This window comes from Enterobacter cloacae complex sp. Mu1197, from assembly GCF_040059225.1.
Classification (GTDB): domain Bacteria; phylum Pseudomonadota; class Gammaproteobacteria; order Enterobacterales; family Enterobacteriaceae; genus Enterobacter; species Enterobacter quasiroggenkampii.
In genome coordinates this window covers 261,364-279,498 of the sequence record NZ_CP157375.1, presented here as the reverse complement: position 1 = coordinate 279,498, position 18,135 = coordinate 261,364, and the positions used below count along the sequence as shown (strand labels likewise).

The 18,135-nt window shown below is 56.5% G+C and carries 17 protein-coding genes; 6 read left to right on the top strand and 11 right to left on the bottom strand.

The annotated features are described in order from the left end of the window. Nucleotides 1-41: 41 nt before the first annotated feature. Entirely contained in the window at nucleotides 42-1,151 is a 1,110-nt protein-coding gene (malK, locus tag ABFV38_RS01250) for a maltose/maltodextrin ABC transporter ATP-binding protein MalK (protein WP_008500080.1), read from the bottom strand. 370 nt (nucleotides 1,152-1,521) lie between these two features. Between malK and malE the strand changes: the two genes are divergently transcribed. The 3 genes from malE to malG all read left to right on the top strand — a co-directional run bounded on the left by malE (nucleotide 1,522) and on the right by malG (nucleotide 5,283). Next, entirely contained in the window at nucleotides 1,522-2,712 is a 1,191-nt protein-coding gene (malE, locus tag ABFV38_RS01245) for a maltose/maltodextrin ABC transporter substrate-binding protein MalE (RefSeq protein WP_045909150.1), read from the top strand. A 121-nt stretch (nucleotides 2,713-2,833) separates the two neighbouring features. After that, nucleotides 2,834-4,378 carry a maltose ABC transporter permease MalF gene (malF, locus tag ABFV38_RS01240; protein WP_048030187.1) on the top strand — a complete coding sequence of 515 codons (1,545 nt, stop codon included), beginning with the start codon at nucleotides 2,834-2,836 and terminating at the stop codon, nucleotides 4,376-4,378. Nucleotides 4,379-4,392: 14 nt separating this feature from the next. Next, nucleotides 4,393-5,283 (top strand): maltose ABC transporter permease MalG, encoded by an 891-nt coding sequence (gene malG / locus ABFV38_RS01235; protein WP_008500077.1) that lies wholly within the window; start codon nucleotides 4,393-4,395, stop codon nucleotides 5,281-5,283. A 97-nt stretch (nucleotides 5,284-5,380) separates the two neighbouring features. On the opposite strand, the gene psiE is transcribed toward malG, so the two are convergent. From psiE to pgi, 6 genes are all read right to left on the bottom strand, one after another. Then, a complete protein-coding gene (psiE, locus tag ABFV38_RS01230) occupies nucleotides 5,381-5,791 on the bottom strand; it encodes a phosphate-starvation-inducible protein PsiE (RefSeq protein ID WP_000202963.1) in 411 nt (136 codons plus the stop codon). Between the two features lie 162 nt (nucleotides 5,792-5,953). Continuing rightward, nucleotides 5,954-8,050, bottom strand: coding sequence for a YjbH domain-containing protein (locus ABFV38_RS01225; RefSeq protein ID WP_023345255.1), 2,097 nt, complete (start codon nucleotides 8,048-8,050; stop codon nucleotides 5,954-5,956). Beyond that, nucleotides 8,050-8,787, bottom strand: a complete 738-nt coding sequence (locus ABFV38_RS01220; RefSeq protein WP_348958233.1) for a capsule biosynthesis GfcC D2 domain-containing protein — start codon at nucleotides 8,785-8,787, stop codon at nucleotides 8,050-8,052. The genes ABFV38_RS01225 and ABFV38_RS01220 overlap by 1 nt, the downstream gene beginning before the upstream one ends. After that, a complete protein-coding gene (locus ABFV38_RS01215; RefSeq protein ID WP_024906676.1) occupies nucleotides 8,784-9,422 on the bottom strand; it encodes a YjbF family lipoprotein in 639 nt (212 codons plus the stop codon). The genes ABFV38_RS01220 and ABFV38_RS01215 overlap by 4 nt, the downstream gene beginning before the upstream one ends. 63 nt (nucleotides 9,423-9,485) lie before the next feature. Then, nucleotides 9,486-9,728: an exopolysaccharide production protein YjbE gene (gene yjbE, locus ABFV38_RS01210; protein ID WP_008503423.1), complete on the bottom strand. Its 243-nt coding sequence runs from the start codon at nucleotides 9,726-9,728 to the stop codon at nucleotides 9,486-9,488. A 367-nt stretch (nucleotides 9,729-10,095) separates the two neighbouring features. Continuing rightward, complete coding sequence (gene pgi, locus ABFV38_RS01205; RefSeq protein ID WP_045909146.1) at nucleotides 10,096-11,745, bottom strand: glucose-6-phosphate isomerase; 1,650 nt, start codon at nucleotides 11,743-11,745, stop codon at nucleotides 10,096-10,098. Nucleotides 11,746-12,119: 374 nt separating this feature from the next. Here pgi and lysC point away from each other — a divergent pair, with 374 nt between their 5' ends. The 3 genes from lysC to ABFV38_RS01190 all read left to right on the top strand — a co-directional run bounded on the left by lysC (nucleotide 12,120) and on the right by ABFV38_RS01190 (nucleotide 14,830). After that, nucleotides 12,120-13,469, top strand: coding sequence for a lysine-sensitive aspartokinase 3 (gene lysC / locus ABFV38_RS01200; protein WP_045909145.1), 1,350 nt, complete (start codon nucleotides 12,120-12,122; stop codon nucleotides 13,467-13,469). Between the two features lie 93 nt (nucleotides 13,470-13,562). Then, a complete protein-coding gene (panS, locus tag ABFV38_RS01195) occupies nucleotides 13,563-14,507 on the top strand; it encodes a ketopantoate/pantoate/pantothenate transporter PanS (protein WP_045909140.1) in 945 nt (314 codons plus the stop codon). 50 nt (nucleotides 14,508-14,557) lie between these two features. Beyond that, entirely contained in the window at nucleotides 14,558-14,830 is a 273-nt protein-coding gene (locus ABFV38_RS01190) for a DUF3811 domain-containing protein (RefSeq protein ID WP_014830263.1), read from the top strand. Here the strand turns inward: ABFV38_RS01190 and rluF are convergent, their stop codons facing one another. The 4 genes from rluF to ABFV38_RS01170 all read right to left on the bottom strand — a co-directional run bounded on the left by rluF (nucleotide 14,831) and on the right by ABFV38_RS01170 (nucleotide 18,095). After that, the gene (gene rluF / locus ABFV38_RS01185) at nucleotides 14,831-15,703 is read right to left on the bottom strand and encodes a 23S rRNA pseudouridine(2604) synthase RluF (protein WP_008503414.1); all 873 of its coding nucleotides are present in this window, start codon (nucleotides 15,701-15,703) and stop codon (nucleotides 14,831-14,833) included. Between the two features lie 54 nt (nucleotides 15,704-15,757). After that, nucleotides 15,758-16,075: a CcdB family protein gene (locus ABFV38_RS01180; RefSeq protein WP_348958231.1), complete on the bottom strand. Its 318-nt coding sequence runs from the start codon at nucleotides 16,073-16,075 to the stop codon at nucleotides 15,758-15,760. Then, entirely contained in the window at nucleotides 16,075-16,368 is a 294-nt protein-coding gene (locus ABFV38_RS01175) for a type II toxin-antitoxin system CcdA family antitoxin (protein WP_104949684.1), read from the bottom strand. The genes ABFV38_RS01180 and ABFV38_RS01175 overlap by 1 nt, the downstream gene beginning before the upstream one ends. A 95-nt stretch (nucleotides 16,369-16,463) precedes the next feature. Beyond that, nucleotides 16,464-18,095, bottom strand: coding sequence for a Na/Pi cotransporter family protein (locus tag ABFV38_RS01170; RefSeq protein ID WP_048226411.1), 1,632 nt, complete (start codon nucleotides 18,093-18,095; stop codon nucleotides 16,464-16,466). Nucleotides 18,096-18,135: the final 40 nt, after the last annotated feature.

The following is an 18,135-nucleotide window of genomic DNA, read 5'->3' as shown; positions in this document are numbered from 1 at the left end:
AACACTTCACCTGTCGGTTTCGTGTCTTCTTTTGGGATTGCTTAAACGCCTGGCTCTTTGTGCAACCGACGACATGCAGTGCCATCCTCACGGAACAGATGGCAACGCTCTGGCGGCAAGCCGATAGCGAATGTGGCACCCTCTTCTACCAACACCACGTCGTTCTGGCGGTAGACCAGGTTCTGACGGATGGCGGGGATCTGGATATGAATCTGTGTTTCGTGACCAAGCTGTTCGACGACCTGAACTTCACCTTCCAGCGTCACATCGGCGATGTGGCTCGGCAGTAAATGCTCAGGACGAATACCGAGGGACATGTTTGCCCCCACCTGTACGTTGGCGCTGTCGACCGGCAGCCAGACCTGCTGGCGGTTTGGCAGCTCCACCTGTACCTGTTCAATCGCGGTCGCGGTCACTTTGACGGGCAGGAAGTTCATCTTTGGCGAGCCAATGAAGCCCGCAACAAAGCGGTCTGCCGGGTAGTGATACAGCTCCAGCGGTTTGCCCACCTGCGCCACGCGGCCGGCATCCAGCACCACAATTTTGTCGGCGAGGGTCATCGCTTCGACCTGATCGTGGGTGACGTAAATCATCGTGCGGCCAAGACGCTTGTGCAGACGGGAGATTTCGATACGCATCTGGACGCGCAGGGCGGCATCCAGGTTGGAAAGCGGTTCGTCGAGCAGGAAGACGCGCGGCTCGGCAACCAGCGTACGGCCGATCGCCACGCGCTGACGCTGACCGCCGGAAAGCGCTTTCGGCTTACGCTCCAGCAGGTGTGCCAGCTGTAACACTTCCGCCACCTGCGTCACGCGCTGGTTAATGACCTCTTTCTTCGCGCCGGCCAGCTTCAGACCAAAAGACATGTTCTCGGCGACGGAAAGATGGGGATAGAGAGCATAAGACTGGAACACCATGCCTACGCCACGTTCGGCAGGCGGGATGTCATTCATTCGGGTATCACCGATCAGCAGGTCGCCGCTGGTGATGGTTTCAAGACCGGCAATCATACGCAGCAGAGTTGATTTACCGCAGCCTGATGGGCCGACAAATACCACGAATTCACCTTCGTGGATGTCCAGATTGATGTCTTTCGACACCACAACGTCACCCCAGGCTTTCGTTACATTACGCAGCTGTACGCTCGCCATGCCCTTCTCCCTTCGTTACAACCTGTCACCGACAGAAACATTCAAGATAAGTTCACTATGGGGTATCCATTACTTTCCCGAATCCTCCACCCCCCGGCTTTTTTATGGGGGAGGAGGCGGGAGGATGAGAGAGCAGGCTCTGCGACCGGCACGGGCGGGCCAGGGCAAAATTCGTGAAGCCGCCTGCAAAATTCAGTGCGTTTTTATGTGCGCCAGCACTCATAACTTAAATTTATGCAACGGAGATCACACAAACGGGGGGTGGGGCGTAGGGGTTGGGAGGATGGAAAGAGGATGTCAAATAAGGAGACTGAGTCACGTTGAACCACTGAAGTCATACCACGAGACATCACCAAAAAGGATGGCAGATATGAATATCAAGACTGGCGCACGCGTTTTCGCATTGTCCGCCCTCGCAGCAATGATGATTTCCGCACCGGCGCTCGCCAAAATTGAAGAAGGCAAACTGGTTATCTGGATTAACGGCGACAAAGGCTATAACGGCCTGGCCGAAGTGGGCAAAAAATTCGAGAAAGACACCGGCATCAAAGTGACCGTAGAGCATCCGGACAAACTGGAAGAGAAATTCCCGCAGGTTGCGGCAACCGGCGACGGCCCGGACATCATCTTCTGGGCGCATGACCGTTTCGGCGGTTACGCGCAGTCTGGCCTGCTGGCTGAAGTCACCCCGGACAAAGCGTTCCAGGACAAACTGTTCCCGTTCACCTGGGATGCCGTTCGCTATAACGGCAAGCTGATCGCGTACCCTGTCGCGGTCGAAGCCCTGTCTCTGATTTACAACAAAGACCTGGTCCCTAACCCACCGAAAACCTGGGAAGAGATCCCGAAACTGGATAAAGAGCTGAAGGCGAAAGGTAAATCCGCCCTGATGTTCAACCTGCAAGAGCCGTACTTCACCTGGCCGCTGATTGCTGCCGACGGCGGTTACGCGTTCAAGTTTGAAAACGGCAAATACGACGTGAAAGACGTGGGCGTCGACAGCGCGGGTGCGAAAGCGGGTCTGACCTTCCTGGTTGACCTGATCAAGAACAAACACATGAACGCGGATACCGATTACTCCATCGCGGAAGCGGCGTTCAACAAAGGCGAAACCGCGATGACCATCAACGGTCCGTGGGCCTGGACCAACATCGATAAGAGCAAAATCAACTACGGCGTGACGCTGCTGCCAACCTTCAAAGGCAAGCCGTCTAAACCGTTCGTTGGCGTGCTGAGCGCAGGCATCAACGCTGCCAGCCCGAACAAAGAGCTGGCGAAAGAGTTCCTCGAAAACTACCTGCTGACCGATCAGGGTCTGGATGAAGTGAACAAGGACAAACCGCTGGGCGCCGTCGCGCTGAAATCTTTCCAGGATCAGCTGGCGAAAGACCCACGTATCGCGGCCACCATGGATAACGCCCAGAAAGGCGAAATCATGCCGAACATCCCACAGATGGCCGCATTCTGGTACGCCACCCGTACCGCGGTTATCAACGCTGCAAGCGGTCGCCAGACCGTTGATGCCGCGCTGAAAGATGCTCAGGGTCGTATTACTAAGTAAGCAGAAAAACGGCGGGTGGCGCGTGCGCTTACCCGCCCTACGACTACGGCACGATCCGTAGGTCAGGTAAGCGCACGCGCCACCTGACGATAAGATTCCACCGTTGTAGAGGAAGAACCCCATGGATGTCATTAAAAAGAAACGCTGGTGGCAAAGCGACGCGCTGAAGTGGTCAGCGATCGGTCTGCTGTGCCTGCTGGTGGGTTACCTTGTTGTTTTAATGTACGTACAAGGGGAATATCTGTTCGCCATCATGACGCTGATTTTAAGCTCTGCTGGCCTGTATATTTTCGCCAACCGTAAAGCCTACGCCTGGCGCTATGTCTACCCTGGCGTGGCCGGGATGGGGTTGTTTGTCCTGTTCCCGTTGATTTGTACCGTCGCCATTGCGTTTACCAACTACAGCAGCACCAACCAGCTTGCGCAGGAACGCGCGCAGCAGGTCCTGCTGGACCGCTCATACCAGGCAGGCAAGACCTTTAACTTCGGCCTCTATCCTGCAGGCAACGAGTGGAAGTTAGCGCTCACTGACGAAGCAAGCGGGAAATACTATGTCTCTGACGCCTTCAAATTTGGCGGCGAGCAGAAGCTGGCCTTAAAAGAGGCGCAAGCCCTGCCGGAAGGTGAACGTGCCAACCTGCGCGTCATTACCCAGAACCGTCAGGCGCTGACCCAGCTCACCGCCGTGCTGCCGGACGAAAGCAAAGTGATCATGAGCTCGCTGCGCCAGTTCTCAGGCACCCAACCGCTCTATACCCTGGCGGATGACGGCACGCTGACCAACAACCAGAGCGGTGTGAAATATCGTCCGAATAACGACATTGGTTTCTATCAGTCCATTACTGCCGACGGCAAATGGGGTGATGACAAGCTCAGCCCGGGCTATACCGTCACCATCGGCTGGGACAACTTTACCCGCGTGTTTACCGACGAAGGCATTCAGAAACCGTTCTTCGCCATCTTCGTCTGGACGGTGGTCTTCTCCGTACTGACCGTGATCCTCACCGTGGCCGTGGGCATGGTGCTGGCCTGTCTTGTCCAGTGGGAATCCCTGAAGGGCAAAGCGATCTACCGCGTGCTGCTGATTCTGCCGTATGCCGTGCCGTCGTTTATCTCGATTCTGATTTTCAAAGGGCTGTTTAACCAGAGCTTCGGTGAAATCAACATGATGCTGAGCGCGCTGTTCGGCATCAAACCGGCCTGGTTCAGCGACCCAACTACCGCCCGCTCGATGATCATCATTGTGAATACCTGGCTGGGCTATCCGTACATGATGATCCTGTGCATGGGGCTGCTGAAGGCCATCCCGGATGACCTGTACGAAGCTTCTGCGATGGACGGTGCGGGCCCGTTCCAGAACTTCTTTAAGATTACGCTGCCGCTGCTCATCAAGCCGCTCACCCCGCTGATGATTGCCAGCTTCGCCTTTAACTTTAACAACTTCGTGCTGATTCAGCTGTTAACCAACGGCGGCCCGGACCGCCTGGGCACCACCACGCCGGCAGGCTATACCGACCTGCTCGTGAGCTACACCTACCGTATCGCCTTCGAAGGCGGCGGCGGTCAGGACTTCGGTCTGGCGGCGGCGATTGCCACCCTGATCTTCCTGCTGGTAGGCGCACTGGCGATAGTGAACCTGAAAGCCACGCGTATGAAATTTGACTAAGGAGGGCACTGAACATGGCTATGGTACAACCCAAATCTCAGAAACTGCGCCTCCTGGCGACGCATTTAGGCCTGCTGATTTTTATCGCGGCGATCATGTTCCCGCTGCTGATGGTAATCGCCATCTCCCTGCGTTCGGGTAACTTTGCCACCGGGAGCCTGATCCCGGACGAAATCTCCTGGGAGCACTGGAAGCTCGCGCTGGGCTTCAGCGTGGAGCACGCGGATGGCCGCGTCACGCCGCCGCCGTTCCCGGTGCTGCTGTGGCTGTGGAACTCGGTGAAAATCGCAGGCATTACTGCGATCGGTATCGTAGCGCTGTCCACCACCTGCGCTTACGCCTTTGCCCGTATGCGTTTCCCGGGCAAAGCGACGCTGCTGAAAGGGATGCTGATTTTCCAGATGTTCCCGGCGGTGCTGTCGCTGGTGGCGCTGTACGCCCTGTTTGACCGCCTGGGCCAGTACATTCCGTTTATCGGTCTGAACACCCACGGCGGCGTGATCTTCGCCTACCTTGGCGGTATCGCACTGCATGTGTGGACCATTAAAGGCTATTTCGAAACCATCGACGGTTCGCTGGAAGAAGCGGCCGCGCTGGATGGGGCTACCCCGTGGCAGGCGTTCCGCCTGGTGCTGCTGCCGCTGTCGGTGCCGATTCTGGCGGTGGTGTTTATCCTGTCGTTTATCGCTGCGATCACCGAAGTACCGGTTGCCTCACTGTTACTGCGTGATGTGAACAGCTACACCCTGGCCGTGGGTATGCAGCAATACCTCAACCCGCAAAACTACCTGTGGGGCGACTTTGCCGCGGCGGCCGTACTCTCTGCCATCCCGATTACCGTGGTGTTCCTGCTGGCGCAGCGCTGGCTGGTCAACGGCCTGACGGCGGGCGGTGTGAAAGGTTAAGTTTCATTTTGTTATGCCACTGCAACCCTCAACTTTAGACGTATTGTATTGACCCAACTTGTGACTGTTGTTAGGCGGCCTCCGGGCCGCCATTTTTTTATTCGCGTTTCAGCCGCTTCGAGTTACACAGCCAGAGGGTGATCACCAGCAGCAGGATCGCCGCCGAGTAGATCAGCACGTCGAGCGGGGATTTATGATCGACGATGATCAGCCGCACAATCGCGGTGATCCCGATGTAGACAAAATAACGCAGCGGGAAGTGAAAGCCGGACTGAAAATACTTCACAATCAGGGCGATAAATTCAAAGTAGAGAAAGTAGACCACCAGGCCTTCCACCAGCGCATATTTGCTGGTTTGTTCAGGGGCAAACAGCACATCCGCCAGATGCACCGTCTCCTTACCCAAAAAGACGACCAGTATCAGGCCAAGGCTCAACAGACCGAGGTTCAGCACGGTCTGGAGGATAGTTGAGATAAACTCAACGCGCGGGCGAGTCAGGGATGTCATACAGCACCTCATTCTCCAGGGCGAGGTTTCTGTATAACGCAAAAATGTGACGGAGATCTATATTTTTTGTTTATGTTTGGCGCATTCGCCCGGTGGCGCTGCGCTTACCGGGCCTACAAAAACCGTAGGCCGGGCAAACGCAGTGCCGCCCGGCGTGAAGCATCAGCGGAAGTTAATGTTCTTATCGCTGGTCATATCGTACAGCTGGAACTTACGTCCAAGCTGCTGACCGCCGTCGCGCGTCAGCGGCGTCCAGCCGATGGCCGCGCGGCTGCGGGTTGGACCGGATGAGAACAGATCCAGCGGAATCGACACGTAAACCCCTTTGGTGAAGTCCCCTTCCCCGTACTCGTCCGGCGAGACGTTGGTAATGGTGGCGTAGCCGCCCACCACGACGCCGCTGTCGAAGTGTTTGGAGATGTCCAGCGTGCCGCCTTTGTCGCCCGCCAGGTACTGGCCGACGCTGGCTTTCACCAGCACGTCAGGCGCGAACGACGGCGTCCAGTAGGCGGTCAGGTGGCCGGTTTTGACGCTGTAGTCGGTGAACTTCATCATGTCCTGGGCGCTGCGCCAGTCACGCTGTTTGACGTAGTTGGCATCAATCCCGAACGCCCAGTTGCTGTCGACAGGACGATAAAGCACTTCTGCCCCCGCGCCGCCGTACATGGTTTCCAGATACCCGCCGTACACCTGGCCGTAAAAGCCGTTGCCGAAGTACTGGAAGTAGTTGGCCTGCAGGTTATTCACGTAGGCATCGTTCTGCACGTACTCACGCACGCGGGTACGCACGCGCGGTAGCGTCGAGTCTTTTGGCGGATTGGTGTAGTTGAACTTGTCGTAGTTGTTGGCGATGTTGCCGAACAGGCTGCCGGTGGTCAGCAGGTGGTCGGTGAGCCACAGATCCGCCGTCGCCATGACGCCCAGCTGATACATGTAGAAGTTTTCCGGCCCGCCGACGGACTGGTTCAGCACCGGATCGATATGGAAATCGAAGCGCGACTTGTCGATATACCAGCCCTGCTCGGTGGTCTCCGGCACGATCGGCTCAACGCGTTTTTGCACCAGCTCGGTTTCATGCCCAAGCGGTTCGCCCTCGAGATGGCGCTTAAGGCTGGCAACGTCCGTTTCCGTCGTTACCTGCGGCAGATTGAGACGATTCTCCGTCACGCGGATCGTGCGGATCCCGTCCGGGAGATCGTTCATAATGATCCGGTTGGCGCGTTCGATCCCTTCACGCGAGTCGCGGTATTTTACCTGCTCGCCGGTGACATACAGCGTATCGCCTTTCACCTGAATTTTCGGATCCGCCAGACCGGCATTGTATTTCAGCAGCGTCAGCTGGTTTGCCACCACGGAGTGCTGCAGAATCGCATCCTGCGGCTCCGGTTGGTATGCAGGCCGCGCGTTATCATTGTAGTGCGGCCGCATGTCGTTAAAGTTGGTGCGCAGCGTGAAGCCAAACATCACCGTATTGCCGCGCTCGTAGCTGAGGTTAACGTCGGCCCAGTCGGTGACGCGATAAATGGCGCCGACGTTAAACTTGCTCTTCTGCTCAATCTTCCCGGCGAAGTCCTGCGAGTAGTCATTCCCCTCGTACTCCAGCTTCAGGCGTAACGGCTGCCAGGGCGTCTGATATTCAACGCCGCCAAACAGTGACGCCGGACCGTGGAACATCTGGTCACCGTTGATGGAGCCCGCTTTCTGGTAGCTGTTATCGCGGTAGCAGTATTTATCGCTGTAGGAGCAAAACGGGTTTTTCACGTTGCCGCTGGTGCCGAGATAGCCCCATCCCAGACCGAGTGAGAAATCAAACGGTCCCCAGGCCTTGCTGGCCACGATGTATTCCGCATCAAACAGGCCGGTACCGCCGATATCTTTGGCGCCCACGGAGACCTGCGGCATCCAGTAGCTCTCTTCCCACAGGCGCAGCTTGACGTCGAAGGCTTTATCTTTGTAGGTCTGATCCCCTGAGAACGCCTCGACGCTGCTGTATTGTTTCGTCCGCACGTCGGTATAGCGCAGCGTGGTTTCAAGCCACGGGAACAGCTGCACCGACGCCGAGTAGTAGCGATACTGGTCGTTATCACGGTAGTTAAGGCTAATTTCCCCTTCACGCGCCATACGCGCGGTGGGCGTTTGCAGTAAACCGACGCCGCCGAAGTCTGACTGAGACGGGCCAATGGGTGCCGGATACGTTTCTGCATGGCAGGCGGCACTCACGCAGAGCGCCAGCATGCTGTAGAGATAGGTTCTTTTCATTATTCCGGTATCCGCTGAATCAGGGAGTGAAGGATATCGGCGTTAAGCCCGTCATACGCCTTCGTCCAGAAATGGTCGGCAAAACCGACAAAAATAATGCTGCCCGGCATGGGTTCGATATGACGCTTATTCCAGTAAGCGACGGGGGCTTTTTGCGTGTGGCCGTCAGGGTAAACCACCCAGGCGTAGCTGTTATCCGCGCCGCTCAGCAGACTCTGCTCGTCGAGATAGCTCGCCACGTCACGACCGGGGGTAAAGGGCTTCTTACCCGGGATGCTGATAAGCCCCATCACGGTCACCGTCGTCGGCTTCGCCGGAAGCCAGAGCGTATAGTCCCCTTCCAGCGTGGGGTTGCCGTTTTCCGTGACGCGCACGTCATCCGGGTCAAGATTGACGTTCTGTCGGCCCGTCACCTTCAGCGCCTGCAGTTGCTGACGGACGCTATTAATGGCCGCCGCGTCGTCGCCGTCTTCCTGCTCCGCGAGTCCCGTTAGCCTGGCAAGAAGCGCCTTGTGCTGCTGTTCCGCTTCCACGGTCTTCTGCCGTTCAGCGATGACCGCGCCTGGCCACCAGCTGTTGGCGAGCCTTGGCTGTCCGACAAGATCGAGCAGATGCTCGGCGTGGGTTAAGGTTTTGGGTTTTTCACTGTCCGGCGTGTAGACCTTTACTGTCCCGGCGGACCATGCCAGCGGCGCGGCAAAACTGGCGATAAGCGCAACGTGAATGAGCGTTTTCATGATTTCGCCGCCTTGATCAGGGTGGTTTTGACCGGGAAGAAACCGGCACCGAGATACTGTAAGGACTGACGGATCTGCCCTTCCTCGTCGATCCAGAAGCGGTTATGCCAGGTGGCCTGGTCGGTGGTGACCTCTTCATCCAGCACGCGAACCTGCGTTTCGTCGCTGCCGACTTTCACGCTGTCGGTGCCATCCCAGCGGAAGGTCGAGCGTGCCGTGGCGTAACGCACCTGCTTGTGTTCGGTCCAGCCCATCGTGCGCGTCCAGCCTGCGCCGTCGGCGATCTGGTTCGGCTTGATCAGCGGGTCGTCGGCGATATTATTCACCTCCAGCAGGTTATCGCCGCCCAACAGGGTTTTCACGATACGGCCATGCTGCGTCACGATGGTGGCCTGATCCTGCGTCACCCATTTCTGCTGCCCGTTTTCATCGAAAGCGAGCACCACAAACAGTTGCGGGCCATCGTTAAGCTGCATGTACTGACTGGCATAGGGCATGTTCTGAAGTTCGTCATCGGTCAGATGCACGCCCGGTGTGCCGAACAGGCTTTCCCACAGTGAGTTTCCCAGCCCTTTAGTGGTGGCCGAGCACGCCTGCAGCAGCAGGCAAATCAGAATGATTGCAGGTCGCTTCACGACTCTTCTCCGAAGGGGCGAAATAACCACACCGAAGTGTGGTTATGATTAAAACACCCGCTATTACTGGGTGCTGGTTGTCGTGGTGGTCGTGGTTCCGGTGTTGGAGCCATCACCGCCACCGGTTGCCGCCAGCGCGACACCCACGGCTGAACTTACGGTGCTGGCGCTGGCTGCGGTAGAACTCCCCGCAGACGCAGACGTCGCAGCCGACCCTGCCGCCTCCCCGACCTGAACCGGAGCTGCATAGACAGATGTCGCCGCAAGCGCAGATATGGCAAAAATGCCATACAGTACTTTCTTCATAACAATTTCCCTTCAATGAATGAATGGAGATTTGCCCGAAAAGAATTTCAGGCGGAATCGAGTATACACAACTACTGCCGCGGGTTTGCCGTAAGGGGAAATAGGGAGCGGGTTTTCGGAATAATGGTTAAAATGGAAATGAAGGACAAATCCAAAAAATACAAAAGAAATACAAAACAAATACTTATAATATATTTACATTATCTGATTTCTGCGTATTTTCTTAAAATAAACCGCAGCAATTAACGGGTTAAGCGTCTTTTTCGGATTAAACTCAGAACCAGAATTTGAGTTAACTAACAGACATCAGGAATTATCCGATAAAAAAATGCCGGCATTAAGCCGGCACGTTTTCATGACGTTTTAATTACGCACGCCATGCTTTATAACGGTTGATCAAACCATTGGTCGAGCTGTCATGGCTGGTAATCGCTTTATCATCACCCAGCTCTGGCAGAATACGGTTTGCCAGCTGTTTGCCCAGCTCAACGCCCCACTGGTCAAAGGTGAAGATGTTCAGGATCGCGCCCTGCGTGAAGATTTTGTGCTCGTACAGAGCAATCAGCGCACCCAGGCTGAACGGCGTGATTTCGCGCAGCAGGATGGAGTTGGTTGGACGGTTGCCTTCGAACACTTTGAACGGGACAACGTGGTCCAGCGTTGCCGGATCTTTACCCTGGTCGCGGTATTCCTGCTCTACCACCTCGCGGGATTTACCGAACGCCAGCGCTTCGGTCTGGGCGAAGAAGTTGGACAGCAGCTTCGGATGGTGATCGGACAGCGGGTTATGGGTGATAGCTGGCGCGATGAAATCGCACGGTACCATTTTGGTGCCCTGGTGAATCAGCTGGTAGAAAGCATGCTGGCCGTTAGTACCCGGCTCGCCCCAGATGATTGGGCCCGTCTGGTAGTCCACCGCGTTGCCATTACGGTCAACGTATTTACCATTGGATTCCATGTTGCCCTGCTGGAAGTACGCAGCAAAGCGGTGCATATACTGGTCGTACGGCAGGATCGCTTCGGTTTCAGCGCCGAAGAAGTTGTTGTACCAGATCCCGATCAGCGCCAGCAGTACCGGCAGGTTTTTCTCTGGTGCGGTGGTGGAGAAGTGTTTGTCCATCGCGTGCGCGCCGGAGAGCAGCTCAACGAAGTTGTCGAAGCCCACGGACAGGATGATGGACAGGCCAATTGCAGACCACAGAGAGTAGCGGCCACCAACCCAGTCCCAGAACTCGAACATGTTCGCGGTGTCGATACCGAACTCGCTGACGGCTTTACCGTTGGTAGACAGCGCCGCGAAGTGTTTCGCCACGTGCTTGTTGTCGCCCGCGGTTTTAAGGAACCAGTCGCGCGCGCTGTGGGCGTTGGTCATGGTTTCCTGGGTGGTAAAGGTTTTAGACGCAACCAGGAACAGGGTGGTTTCCGGGTTCACGTTCTTCAGCACTTCGGCGATGTGGGTACCGTCGACGTTAGACACAAAGTGCATATTGAGGTGGTTTTTGTACGGACGCAGCGCTTCGGTCACCATGAACGGGCCGAGGTCAGAACCGCCGATACCGATGTTTACCACGTCGGTGATCGCTTTGCCGGTGTAGCCTTTCCAGCTACCGGAGATGATCGCTTCGGAGAAGGTTTTCATCTTTTCCAGCACCGCGTTCACTTCCGGCATGACGTCTTTGCCGTCAACGATGATTGGCGTATTGCTACGGTTACGCAGAGCGACGTGCAGCACGGCACGGTCTTCGGTGCGGTTGATCTTCTCACCGGAGAACATGGATTTGATGGCGTCCGCCAGCTCGGTTTCTTTCGCCAGATCCTGCAGTTTTGCCAGCGTCTCTTCGGTAATGCGGTTTTTAGAGAAATCCACCAGCATCAGGTCGTCGAAAGTCGCGGAGAACTTGTTGAAACGATCGGCATCTTTCGCGAACAGATCCGCGATGGTGACGTCTTTCATTTCATCAAAATGTTTCTGGAGTGCCTGCCAGGCAGCGGTCTGCGTTGGGTTGATGTTTTTCATTAGCAATACTCTTCTGATTTGAGAATTGTGACTGCGGTCGATTGTAGCGCCTGCAAATAAAAATTGTGATGGTTTTTATGCCATTGCCCTGGCCTGCATCAAACACAGGTGAAAAGACCCGAAAAGTATAGCTGCTGAAGCGCCTTCCAGGAGCGGTGAAATGTCGGTCAAAATGCCCTAAAACGGAGCATAAAATCTGGACCTGTTATAAGTCCTGTTTCTCAGGGGTACCCCCCCATAAAAAATCCGCATAATCCCAGCATTGACAGGACCTCCCCCGCATTTTATTTATAGGGCCGTATTTTGCGCCTGCACCTGTTTTCGTTTCACTCTTGTGCCAAGGTCGCTTATTCATTCCCTGACACGAGGTTGTTATGACGAGTTTTGTGGTCGCCAAATTTGGCGGCACCAGTGTGGCCGATTACGATGCCATGAACCGCAGCGCCGATGTGGTGCTGGCCGATCCGAATACCCGCCTGGTGGTGCTGTCTGCCTCTGCCGGCGTGACGAACCTGCTGGTTTCTCTGTCTGAAGGACTGGAAGCGACAGAACGTTTCGTGAAGCTGGATGCACTGCGCAAAATTCAGTTCGACATTCTTGAGCGTCTGCAGAACCCGAACGTCATCCGCGAGGAAGTGGAACGTCTGCTGGAAAACATCACCACTCTGGCAGAAGCCGCCTCGCTGGCCACCTCCACCGCCCTGACCGATGAGCTGGTCAGCCACGGTGAGCTGATGTCCACCCTGCTGTTTGTTGAAATCATGCGCGAGCGTAACATTCAGGCGCAGTGGTTTGACGTGCGTAAAGTGATGCGCACCAGCGACCGCTTTGGTCGCGCCGAGCCGGACGTTGAAGCACTGGCCGAGCTGACCAATCAGCAGCTGGCCCCGCGTCTGGCAGACGGCATCGTGATCACTCAGGGCTTTATCGGCAGTGAAGCGAAGGGCCGCACCACCACGCTTGGCCGTGGCGGCAGCGACTACACCGCCGCGCTGCTGGGCGAGGCCCTGCATGCCACGCGCGTGGATATCTGGACTGACGTTCCGGGTATTTACACCACCGACCCGCGCGTTGTTTCCGCGGCGAAACGTATTGATGTGATCGCGTTTGAAGAAGCGGCGGAAATGGCCACCTTCGGTGCGAAAGTGCTGCATCCGGCCACGCTGCTGCCAGCCGTACGCAGCGATATTCCGGTCTTCGTCGGCTCGAGTAAAGATCCGAAAGCGGGCGGGACGCTGGTCTGCAAGAAAACGGAAAACCCGCCGCTGTTCCGCGCCCTGGCCCTGCGCCGTCGCCAGACGCTGGTCACCCTGCACAGCCACAATATGCTGCACTCCCGCGGTTTCCTGGCGGAAGTGTTTGGCATTCTGGCGCGCCACAATATCTCCGTGGATCTGATCACCACCTCTGAAGTGAGCATTGCGCTGACGCTGGACACCACCGGTTCTACCTCAACCGGTGATACCCTGCTGACGCAGTCGCTGCTGATTGAGCTGTCTGAGCTGTGCCGCGTGGAAGTCGAAGAAGACCTGGCGCTGGTTGCCATCATCGGTAACAAGCTGTCGCGTGCCTGCGGCGTGGGCAAAGAGGTGTTTGGCGTGCTCGACCCGTTCAACATCCGCATGATTTGCTACGGTGCGTCCAGCTATAACCTCTGCTTCCTGGTGCCAGCCGATCAGGCCGAGCAGGTGGTGCAGAAGCTTCATCAGAATTTGTTTGAATAAAATTCGTTAGCACGATAAATAATACCTATAAGCCGGGCACAGACCCGGCTTTTTTATAACTAAACAACACGACAATACTGCAAGGAATCCATTATGTTATCCGCTATTACGCGGCTGTTCCCGTTATGGGCGCTGCTGCTCTCCGTACTCGCGTATTACACGCCCACCACGTTCACCGGTATTGGTCCGTGGGTCACCACGCTGCTGATGCTGATCATGTTCGGTATGGGCGTGCATCTGAAAGTCGACGACTTCAAACGCGTGCTGTCTCGCCCTGCGCCCGTCGCGGCAGGAATATTTCTGCATTACCTGGTGATGCCGCTCGCGGCGTGGCTGCTGGCGATGGCCTTTAAGATGCCGCCCGACCTTTCCGCCGGGATGGTGCTGGTGGGCAGCGTGGCCAGCGGCACGGCGTCCAACGTCATGATCTATCTGGCGAAAGGCGACGTGGCGCTCTCCGTCACTATCTCGTCCGTCTCGACGCTGGTGGGCGTGATTGCCACGCCGCTGTTAACCCGCCTGTACGTGGATGCGCATATTCAGGTGGACGTGATGGGTATGCTGCTGAGCATTCTGCAAATCGTGGTGATCCCGATTGCGCTGGGGCTGGTCATTCACCATCTTTTCCCGCGCGTGGTGAAGGCCGTTGAGCCATACCTTCCCGCATTTTCGATGGTCTGTATTCTGGCCATCATCAGCGCCGTGGTGGCGGGCTCCGCCTCGCACATTGCTTCCGTAGGCTTTGTGGTGATCGTCGCGGTGGTGCTGCATAACACCATTGGCCTGCTGGGCGGCTACTGGGGCGGGAAACTGTTTGGCTTCGACGAATCGACCTGCCGCACGCTGGCAATCGAGGTAGGGATGCAGAACTCCGGCCTGGCGGCGGCGCTCGGTAAAATCTACTTCTCGCCGCTGGCGGCCCTGCCGGGTGCGCTGTTCTCCGTCTGGCACAACCTCTCCGGCTCGCTGCTGGCGGGCTACTGGTCCGGCAAACCGATTGAGGAACAAACGAAAAAAGATGCGGTGAAGCAGGGTTAATTGACTCAGCTTGCTTTACACTGAAGCCTCTCTCTCAGGAGGCTTCAGCAATGGCGACACCACGTTTGACCCAGAAAGACATGACGGAAGCCGAGCAGCGCGAACTGAAAACGCTTCTCGACCGCGCCCGCATCGCGCATGGCCGTACGCTGACCAACGCCGAAACCAATCAGGTGAAAAAAGAGTACATCGACAAACTGATGGCGCAGCGTGACGCCGAGGCGAAAAAAGCCCGCAAACTGAAAAAGCAGCAGGCTTACAAGCCGGATACCGAAACGACCTTTTCCTGGTCGGCCAATACCTCTACCCGTGGAAGGCGCTAGCTAGCGTCCTTTCTTTTTACGGCCAGGCTGGGTAAATCGCTTCCCGTTGCCCGGTTTGCCGCGTCCTTTCTCTTCCGCCTGCGGTGCCTTCACGACCGGACGCTTAATCGCCTGGGTTTTCGGTTTTGCTTTGGCCTTCGGCTTCGCTTCGGACGAGGAGTTCTCGATAAGCTTGAACAGCTCGATCAGTTCGTCGTCCGTTAAGTCGCGCCATTCGCCAAGCGGAATGCCGGACAGGCTGACGTTCATGATGCGCGTGCGCTCCAGCTTCGTCACTTCATAACCGAAGTATTCGCACATGCGGCGGATCTGGCGGTTTAAGCCCTGCACAAGGGTAATACGGAACGCGAACGGCGCTTCTTTCTTCACCTTACACTTTTTCGTAACGGTACCGAGGATCGGCACACCGGCGCCCATACCGCGAATAAAGTCGTCCGTGACCGGCTTATTCACCGTCACAATGTACTCTTTCTCGTGATCGTTACCGGCACGCAGGATCTTATTGACCAGATCGCCGTGGTTAGTGAGGAAAATCAGCCCCTGAGAGTCTTTATCCAGACGGCCAATCGGGAAGATACGGCTGCTGTGGTTCACGAAATCAACGATGTTGTCCCGCTCGCCATCTTCCGTGGTGCTGACAATCCCAACCGGTTTGTTCAACGCGATAAACACCAGGTCTTCGGCATCACGCGGTTCGATGAGCTGACCATTCACTTTAACCACGTCGCCAGGCATCACCTGGTCACCAATCGTGGCGCGTTTGCCGTTGAGGAACACATTACCTTGTTCAATGTAACGGTCCGCCTCGCGACGTGAGCAGATCCCGCTCTCGCTAATGTATTTGTTTAATCGGGTTGATTGAGTTGGCAGCATAGTTTCTCCTGTGAAGGGCGAAATATACCTTACCTTGCGGCTGACAAAAAAGTGTTAGTAACCGTTGATCAAAAAATCGAGTGCATCCCGCAATGAAGCACGGTTTTGCGTAAGATCGGCGACACGCTCGCCTAACTCTTTTGGCGATATGCCTGCCATCATGTGCATCATTACCACGCAGGGTTTACCCGCTATCTCAACGACAGGGCACACTTTCGCAGGTGGCTGAATGCCTCCCAGATGGCTAAGTTCAACTACGGGGGCGACCAGAACATGCTTCATCACATTGGCCACGGGATGCTGCATATTGATTAGCCAGGGATAGGCAATTTTCCCCTTACCTTCATTCTCATAAGCAAAATATTGCTCCATCAGAACGACCTCTGAAAGTCACTAAAGGAGCCGTTTTCCTCAACCCACTGGTTAATGGCCTCAATAGAAGCCTTATTTTCTGTTAACCACTCTGCGCGTTGATGCGCACGAAACTGCTCCTGCAGTGCAGCCGTGAGTACAGCAGAGAGATTAAGCTTAAGCCGTCGCGCCTCTTCAAGAATTTCAGGTGCTAACGACACGTTGACTGATTTTTTAATGCCATGAGTAGTGCGCATGAAAACCCCCATCGGAATGCGCATGAATTGGCGAAGTGTAGCGTAATAAACGAGCATTTTCTATTCCCTAAAAAACGTAAGGTCTGAAGGGTAAATGGCGCTTGATAAGGTGTCACGCCTCGCAACAAGGTTTTGCGAGGCGCTTTCAGAGATTAATACTCATCCCGCTGGTCATCTTCATCCGGCTGTTCCATCACGCTGTAGGCCACCGCACAGAACAACGAGTTAAGGCGCTTCATATCGCCCAGCAGTCCCAGATGGAGTGAGCTGGTTTCGATACTTTGCACGTTTTGCTGATGCAGACGCTCAACGTGGGCGTGCGAGTAGCGGCGGTTAAGAATGCGGAATCGATGCTTGTTACGGCGCAGGCGGCGCGCGCTCGGGACGTCGCTGGAAAAGAAGACCAGCATCGCCAGCTTCAGGTTACTGACCAGCTGCTCGTGCAGCGCTTCCAGCTCCTTCAGACCTTCAACGGAGAACGCCCGGCGTGCGGCCAGGGATTTATCGGCGATCTCGCTGCCCATGCGCTCAACGATATCGGAGGCCTGCTCAAGGTTGAGCGACATCTCAATGATTTCCGCCCAGCGGCGGGACTCCTCCTCCGCCAGCTCGTCCTGCGGCATGCGCGCCAGGTAGAGCTTAATGGCGGTATAGAGCACGTTGATATCGTCCGCCAGTCTGCGCAGCTCTTTCTCCTCCCGCGGCTCGCCGTGCATTACCTTTTGCAGGCCTTCGAGCATGGTTTCCATCGCGTCGCCCATGCGCAGCGTCTCACGTGCGGCATTCGCCAGCGCCAGCGCCGGGGTGTCCAGCGCGGAGGTATCCAGATGCTTCGGCTTCAGGCGCGCATCCAGCTCCGGTTCGTCCTGAATGAGTCGTTCGCAGAAGCGGGCCATCGACCCGGCAAAAGGGATCATCGCCAGGCAGCGCACCAGGTTGTAGAACACGTGGAAATAGATCACCAGCTCCGCCTTCGGCAGCGGGAGGTTGTCCATCAGGTTCGCCAGCGGATGGATAAAGGGCAGGATAATCAGGCTGCCCACCAGCTTAAACAGCAGGCTACCGAGTGCCACGCGGCGGGCGGCAGCGTTGGCGGCGCTGTTATTGAGCATCGCCAGCAGGCCAGAGCCGAGGTTGGCACCGATCACCAGACACAGCGCGACCGGGAAGGAGATCGCCCCGGCGGCGGTGAGCGTGGCCGTCAGCAGCACGGCGGCCAGGCTGGAGTAGCTGACGATGGCAAACACCGCGCCAATCAGCGCGTCGAGCATGATGTCCCCGGTCAGGGAAGCGAAGATGACCTGAACGCCGTTGGCCTCGGTAATCGGGGTGACCGCCTGCACAATCAGCTCCAGCGCCAGCAGAATCAGCCCCAGGCCAATGCCCACGCGTCCAAGCTGGCCGGCCCGCGTCTGTTTGCGGCCGAGGAAGAAGATGACGCCGACAAAAATCAGCAGCGGCGACAGCCAGGAGAGGTCAAACGTCAGGATACGCGCCATCAGCGCGGTACCCACATCAGCCCCCAGCACAATGACCAGCGCCGGGGCCAGCGCCACCAGATCCTGCGCCACAAAGGAGGTGACAAGCAGGGTTGTGGCGTTGCTGCTCTGAACCAGTGCCGTTACGCCAATGCCCGCGCAGAAGGCGAGCGGCTTCTTCTCAACGCTACTGCTGAGAACGGTACGTAAACGGGCGCCAAAAACGCGCATCACGCCGGTACGGACGATATGGGTGCCCCATACGAGCAGTGCAACTGCAGAGAGCAGATGTAACAGGGTCAGCACGGAAGGTCTTCCTCCTTATCATTATTCGTTTTCCATAGGT